The sequence below is a fragment of the Pseudomonas sp. Irchel s3b5 genome, assembly GCF_900187435.1.
GTDB lineage: Bacteria > Pseudomonadota > Gammaproteobacteria > Pseudomonadales > Pseudomonadaceae > Aquipseudomonas.
On record NZ_FYDY01000016.1, the window covers coordinates 110,828 to 117,712 of the forward strand.

Annotated in this window: 5 protein-coding genes; 4 read left to right on the forward strand and 1 reads right to left on the reverse strand. The window is 60.5% G+C overall.

Translation table 11 applies throughout. The annotated features are described in order from the left end of the window. Window positions 1-45 precede the first annotated feature (45 nt). Genes CKW15_RS17580 through CKW15_RS17595 form a run of 4 tightly spaced genes read left to right on the forward strand, consistent with a single transcriptional unit; the run spans window position 46 to window position 6,570 of the window. On the forward strand, window positions 46-2,601 hold the full coding sequence (locus CKW15_RS17580) for a type VI secretion system Vgr family protein (RefSeq protein WP_371856302.1): 2,556 nt from the start codon (window positions 46-48) through the stop codon (window positions 2,599-2,601). Further along, on the forward strand, window positions 2,598-4,622 hold the full coding sequence (locus tag CKW15_RS17585) for a DUF3274 domain-containing protein (RefSeq protein WP_095152503.1): 2,025 nt from the start codon (window positions 2,598-2,600) through the stop codon (window positions 4,620-4,622). Before CKW15_RS17580 ends, CKW15_RS17585 begins: the two co-directional genes overlap by 4 nt. Then, window positions 4,619-6,304, forward strand: coding sequence for a DUF2875 family protein (locus CKW15_RS17590; protein WP_095152504.1), 1,686 nt, complete (start codon window positions 4,619-4,621; stop codon window positions 6,302-6,304). Before CKW15_RS17585 ends, CKW15_RS17590 begins: the two co-directional genes overlap by 4 nt. After that, window positions 6,301-6,570, forward strand: a complete 270-nt coding sequence (locus CKW15_RS17595) for a PAAR domain-containing protein (RefSeq protein ID WP_095152505.1) — start codon at window positions 6,301-6,303, stop codon at window positions 6,568-6,570. Before CKW15_RS17590 ends, CKW15_RS17595 begins: the two co-directional genes overlap by 4 nt. A gap of 85 nt (window positions 6,571-6,655) precedes the next feature. Here CKW15_RS17595 and CKW15_RS17600 read toward each other — a convergent pair. Beyond that, window positions 6,656-6,885, reverse strand: a 230-nt coding sequence (locus CKW15_RS17600; RefSeq protein WP_143498415.1) for an integrase core domain-containing protein, incomplete at its 5' end; no start/stop codon positions are given.

Here is a 6,885-nt window from a genome sequence, read left to right on the forward strand (position 1 = left end):
GTCCTGGGGCGACTACGGGTTGCTTATGCCGCAGGAAGTTTGTTAATGGAACTGACAAAAATATTCTCGCCACAGAACCGGCGTCTGATCAGGTTCACCTCCCCGCTCAAAGACCAGCAAGCACTGCTGCTCGAGCAATTTTCCGGTGCCGAGGGTCTGTCAACCCTGTTCAGTTTCGAGTTGTCGCTACTCAGTCAGGATGCCCGGCTGGAACTCAAGTCATTGATCGGGCAACCGGCGTCACTCGAGATTGAGTTGGCGAGTGGCGAGGCACGTTACATTCATGGCTACATCAGTCGATTCAGCCTGCACAGCAGTGACGGTGGCCTGGCCTACTATTCGGCCACCTTGAGCCCCTGGCTGTGGATGCTGTCGCGACGCTTCGACTCGCGGATCTTTCAAGAGCAAACCATCGAAGACATTCTGCGCACGGTGTTCGCCAACTATGGCGTGCTGCCCAGGTTTGAGTTCCGTCTGGAGCAGCCGCTCAAGTCGCACAGCTACATCACGCAATACCGCGAGAGCGATCTGGATTTCGTCTTGCGCCTGCTGGAGCGTGAGGGTCTGTTTTTCTACTTCGATCATACGAAGGACGAACACCGCCTGATCATCACCGACCACTCACGCAACCTTGAGGCGCTGGCCCGGCAACCGCGGATCCGCTACCACAGCGCCTCGGTCACCGAGACCGCCGATTCGATCACTCAATGGAGCAGCCATCGGGTTTTGCAGTCCGGCGGGATGGCCATCCAGACCTTCGACTACCGGCAACCGCGCAATCCGCTGCCGGTGAGCATGCCCAGCCTCAACGCCCAAGGTGAGGTGCCAGCCTACGAAATCTACGACTTTCCCGGTCACTACAGCCACGGGATGCCCGAAGATGGCGAAGCGCTGGTGCGTCATCGACTCGAAGCCCTGGAGGTACAGAGCAAGAAGTTTGAGGGCGCCAGTAACTGTCGCGCCATGCTGCCCGGCTATACCTTCGAACTGACCCAGCACTTCGATCACGATGGTGATCCCGTGGATGATCGCCATTTCCTCCTGCTCAAGGTGGAGCATCGAGGCGGCAACAACTACCTGACGGATCAACCGGCGAGTTACGACAACAACTTCGTCTGCATCCGCCACAAAATTGCGTATCGCCCACCGATCATGACGCCGCGACCGACGATTTCCGGCCCGCTCACCGCCATTGTGGTGGGCCCGGAAGGCGAGGAGGTGTTTACCGACGAGCTGGCGCGCGTGCAGGTGCGCTTTCATTGGCAGCGGGGGCAGGACCCTGCCCAAGGCACGACCTGGCTCAGGGTCGCCATGCCCAGTGCTGGCTCCGGTTTTGGTCATCAGTTTTTGCCACGCATCGGTCAGGAAGTGCTGGTCACGTTCCTCGGCGGCGACATCGACCGCCCCCTGGTGACGTCGGTGCTCTACAACGCCGACCATTTTCCGCCGCACTTCAGTAACGCCACGGGCTTGCCGGGCAATCGAACCTTATCGGGGGTCCGGACCCGGGAACATCAGGGCAAGGGCTTCAACGAATTACTCTTCGACGATACACCCGGTGCGCTGCGCGCCCGGCTGGGCACGACCCATCAGGCCACGGCGCTGAATCTGGGCAAGCTCGTCACGCCGCGAACCGATGGGCAGGCCCAGGCACGCGGTCAGGGCGCTGAACTACGCAGCGATGCCGCGATTGCCCTGCGGGCGGCCCAAGGGATGTTGTTGACCACCTACGTTCGCCACGATGCCCAGGGCTCACAGCTGGACCGTGAGGAACTGCTCAAGCTCTTGGCCGAGTGCGGCGAGCTGTTCCAGTCCCTCGGCCAGACCGCCGCCGCCCGTGGCAGCCGGCAAGTCGACCCCCAAGGCATCGAGGCGTTGCGCCAGTCCTTGAACCAATGGCCTGCCCCTGCCAGCGACAGTCCGGGTGAGCCGGTGGTCGCGGTGGCAGCTCAAGCCGGTATCGCCAGCGCCACGCCACGTTCGCAGGTGCATTACGCCGGTGAAAACCATGACACCACCGCCCAGGATCACCTGCAGTTGACCAGCGGCGCGGCCATGCGCCTGCAAGCCGGCAAAGGGATCAGCGCCTTCGCCCAGGACGAGGGCATCAGCGCCATCGCCAATCGCGGCAAGGTGCTGCTGCAAGCCCAGGACGACGACATGGTGCTCAACGCGCAAAAGAGCCTGCACCTGTCGGCGGCCGAAGGCGAGGTGCTCGTCACCGCCCCCACCATCCGCCTGGTGGCCGATGACGGCAGCTACATCAGGATCGGTGGCGGGGTCGAGATTGGCACGCAGGGCAAGGCCATTGTGCATGCCAGCGAGCATGACTGGGTGGGGCCGAAAACCGACAGTGCCTCGTTGCCTACGTTCGGTCGAGACCCCGCCGCGCAACGCCTGGTCATTCATTACCCCGGCCACGGCGACGACAGCGCCCGACTGGCGGCCGGGCATGCTTACCAAATCAAACTGGAGGACGGCAGCACGGTGCAAGGATTGACGGACTCAAGCGGACTGACGGAGCGGGTAGAGCGCGAGCTGATGCATCAGGCGCAAGCATCGGCGTTGCGTGGCAAAGAGCAGAACGGTGGCGACCAATGAGCAGCGAAGATATGTACTGCGTGGCGCAACTCACCACCCGCCTGATGCCCAACTGCAACACCGAGCGCAAAATGGAAGTGCCCGCCGACCTGCCGGGCGTGGTGATCTTCCTGCACGGCGTGAATGACCCCGGGGCGTCGTATGAGTCGGTGGAAACCGGGTTGTGTCAGGGGGTGAATGAGCGGCTGGATCGACCGGATCTGAAGGCGGGGCGGTATGGCACTAAATTCCACAAGGCCAAGGAAGCGCCTCGGGAAACGTGGAAAGATAAAGAGAAGCAAATACTCGATGACCCTGACACTTATCTTTATCAGCGCGACACGGACGATCCCAAAACCCGCAGTCTGATGATCCCGTTCTACTGGGGCTATCGCGCCGCACCGGAACACGTTAAGCGTGATGACGCCGGTGATCCGTTCAGGATGCGCAACCAGTTTCAGGATATCCGGGGCAATCGCCTGGACCGCCACTTTGCCAAGGCCGGTGGTTTTTTTGTCAATGCCACCAACAACCTGCAAGAGATGTATGGCGAGGGCTTCAAGGCCAACCGGAAAACCGGCATGGTCGAATTTGCCAAGCCGAACAATTTCCTGCTCTTCGCCAATGCGCCGCTGCGGCATTACTTTGTGCTGGCTGCTCACCGTCTGGCAATGCTGGTCAGTGAGATTCGCCGCGTCTCTCCCGATGAAACCATCACCATCATGGGCCATAGCCAAGGCACCCTGATCGCGTTACTGGCGCAGGCCCTGTTGGTGGACAAGGGGCAGCGCTGCGCCGACACCCTGATTCTCGTGGACACGCCTTACAGCGTGCTGCCCAAGGTCACCCCCCAAGACCATGACACCCTCGCCACCCTGATTGGTATCGTCACGGCGGTCACGCAAACGCCCCATGCCCAGCCAGCGTTATCCGCGCTCAGGGAAGCCAAAACCTATGGCGGTCGCAGCGGCCCTCGATGGTCACCGACGCAAGGGATCCGCCAGGACAAACTCGGCCACCTCACCGTGTTCCCCGAACGCGACAATCGCGGCAAGGTGTACCTGTATTTTTGCCCGGACGACACCACCGTGGCCCTGGACGACGTGCAAGGCATCGGCACCTACGGTGTGCCGGATGCAACGCCGGATGGCCGACCGGCGATGATGGCTCTGCAATCTTTGGGCTTTTATCAGCGGCTGTGGACCAAGCGTCATCGTGACGGCGATCCGGTGCTGGTGGGCAAGCCGCCACAACCGGAATTCATCCGCGCACCGGGTGAACACCGCTACCCGGGCGCGTCCTTTGTCACCGGGGTGGCCTCGCAAGCGCCGATAGCCAAGGGGCAGGAACGCCTGATCAATGCCGAGGCCCTGCACCCGCCCCATGCGCCGCAGATGTTCGGTGGCGAAGCGATAATCGGCAGCCCGACCACCGCAGGCCTGGACAAACCGGATGATGTTGCCAAGAGCATTGCGCTGGGCAAAGACGCCGCGACCTTTTTGTGGATAAAAATGCCCGCCGAGTATGACGCCCCGAACACCACGCAGCAGGAGGCGTTAGCTCGTTTTAACGGGCTATCCGACGATCCGGAGGACCATACGCGCGCCGTACGAAAAGGCGCGGCCTGCTCCAGTTTCAGCTCTTGTCACGAGCGCGAGGAGACCCCGCGAGAGGCCCGGGCGCGCATGGAACATGACCAGGGGACCTGGGGCGCCAACTCCTACCACTCGGCGATCCTGCGCAGCCCGGAAAACCAGCGTTGGGTCACGGCGATGGACATTGCGATTGGCCAGGCGCAGTGCCTCGATGACCCGGCCATGCGCGAGGTGTTGGTGGCGATTGCGGATTGGAAGATGGATGAAGTGCAATACAGGATAGTTAATAAACTGCCGGGGTGGTCGCGGCTTAGTGCTGAGGCTCAGGCGCTAGTGAAGTCCAGTTACCTGTATTACCAGGAGGGCATATTTCCGCCCTCCGATCTGGTATCGCTAACACCCCCTACCCTGCTTGCCGGCACCGCTAAAAAAGGAGGTGCCTTGTGAGCGATCCTCAACACCGCCCCCGAACTTTACCGAAACTGAAACCCTATCTCTGGATCGCCAGCGTGCTGCTGATCCTTTGGTTCGGCTTCGTTTGGCTGGTCCACCTCAATGCACAGGAAAACAACGTGGTACTTCGTGACATCAACCCGGTAATGCGCTGGGGCATCGCCGCCATCCTGGGTCCCTTGCTGCTGATTTTCAGCGTTCACTGGTGGGGCAAAGCCGTGGCCGGTGAAAAAGCAGGACTTGCCGCCTATAAAGCCAACGTCATGGCGCAAATCACCGAGCAGCAGGCAACGCAAACGCGGACTTATGCGTTGGAAATCCGCGGGGTGGGGATGGCGGTAGATGATTGGCATCAATCGTCGATATGGCGAGAAATTAAGAAAAAGAACGACAACTTCACTTCAATCTATACGGGGGACCCCAAGGAATATGATTCTTCATTGAGCTCTCGGGAAATCACCAGGGATATCAACATTCGTGTGGCGTTCAAGCATTCGGCAAGCGAGTCAGTGGCGTACTGGCCAATCCCGGTGTTTTCCATCGCGCCGCCCAAGCAACCTTCAGATACAGGGGCTGCGAGCAATATCCTCGGCGGTCGCAATGCCGCGACACTCGGAGTCACGCTCTTTTTGTGGCAGGACGCGGAGAATACGACCCATGCCCAAGGCATGATCGAGCGATTGTTCCAGTTCTTTGATGACAACCCCGAAGTGCCCCAGGCCTTGATCGTGAGCGAGGACGGCGACGTCACGCGAAACGGTTTACGCGTGGCTGGCACCCCTGGGTTGCAGAACGGCCATGTCGTCCCCACGGTGTACGAAAGCATGACCGGGCTGCTGGTCACTCGCACTGATCGGGTGGATCGGTACATTCGCCGTTTTGCCACCCACGAGTCTGAGGACAACCAAAACAAAAACACTGACCTGGGCAAGCTGTGGGCATTTTACTGGAAGCATTCCCGTGAATTTCGAGATGTGTACGAAGAGGCGGAGCGTGCCAAGGGTTTTGCAAACCCCGATGCCCCCGGCACCATGTCCACCGCTTACTGGCAATCCCAACTCCCCACCCTCTGGCAAACCATAAGTAACCGCGGGCCAGGCTATTTCGAACCCTCCCCATGGCTACCCATCCGCTGGGCCCAGCACCAGGTCAAAGAGTTCGACGCCGCGCCGGTGCTGGGGTATCTGCACCGGCCGATCAAGGTCTCGATGCAGGATAAGCACGGCCAGCGACTCAAGCCGGCGTTGCAAGCCAAAACCCTGCAGTCAGGCTGGTTGCAGGCCGTGGAGACATTGCCCGAAGGGCAGAAGCCGGTCCGCGTGTTTTATGACACCACCGACAACCGGGACGCTGAAATTGCCCTGACCAATGCCTTGCACGACCTGAATACGGACGGCCATGGCATCGAACTGGGCAATGTTGACGAGGGTTACGACATCGGGCGGCGCCTGGGCAATACCGGCGTCAGCGGGGCCCTGGTGGAAATCAACCTGGCGACCATTGCCAGCTACCTGGACGGCGGAGCCAGCGCGGTGGTCTACGCCGGCCCGGACGGCAGCCTGACGGTGCAAATGATCCGCCCGCCGGACGAGGCGCGCAAAGCCAAGAACCACGAGAACCGAGGTGCCGATCCATTCAGGTTCGGCGCCCCTAACGGCGGTGTACCCAGAACATGAGCAACCCGATTTGCCTGGAGGATGCCACCAGCAGTGGCGGCACCGTCGTCTCCTGCCAGCTCGAAGGCACGCATACCCTCAAAGGAAAAACACCAGCGGTGTTGGGCGACAAGGCTACATGCCCGCTGCATCTGGGCGAGTTTGCCTTCGTCGAAGGGCATCCGCGCCGGCGTATGAACGGCATTCCCGTCGTACTGCAAGGGCATCGACTGGGCTGCGGTTGTCATGGGGTGTCGAGCAATGCCCAGAATGTGCAGGTGGCCTAGGCCGAAACACCGAGGTATCTCTTTGTTGCGGGGCGGCTGGTGGCTTCATGTCTAGTCCTGAAATAGGTTTACACCTGTTTCAGTCTCAAAACGCCCGATGCACTGCATCGGGCGTTTTGTATTTCAAGGCCAGATGTGGCCGCTCCGCGTTGTAGATCAGCACCGATTCATCAACCATTCTCACCGCGTCGGCCAGGTTCTTGGGGCGATGCAGCAAAAACTCCGTCTTCAAAATCCCGTTTATTCGCTCCGCCATCGCGTTCTGATAGCAGTCATAGCCATCGGTCATCGAACAAATGACCCCGTGCTTGGTGT

Excerpts from the sequence above, each read along its gene's own strand:
- CKW15_RS17580 (WP_371856302.1), top strand. The coding sequence starts at position 46 with ATGGAACTGACAAAAATATTCTCGCCACAGAACCGGCGTCTGATCAGG.
- CKW15_RS17585 (WP_095152503.1), top strand. The coding sequence starts at position 2,598 with ATGAGCAGCGAAGATATGTACTGCGTGGCGCAACTCACCACCCGCCTG.
- CKW15_RS17595 (WP_095152505.1), top strand. The coding sequence starts at position 6,301 with ATGAGCAACCCGATTTGCCTGGAGGATGCCACCAGCAGTGGCGGCACC.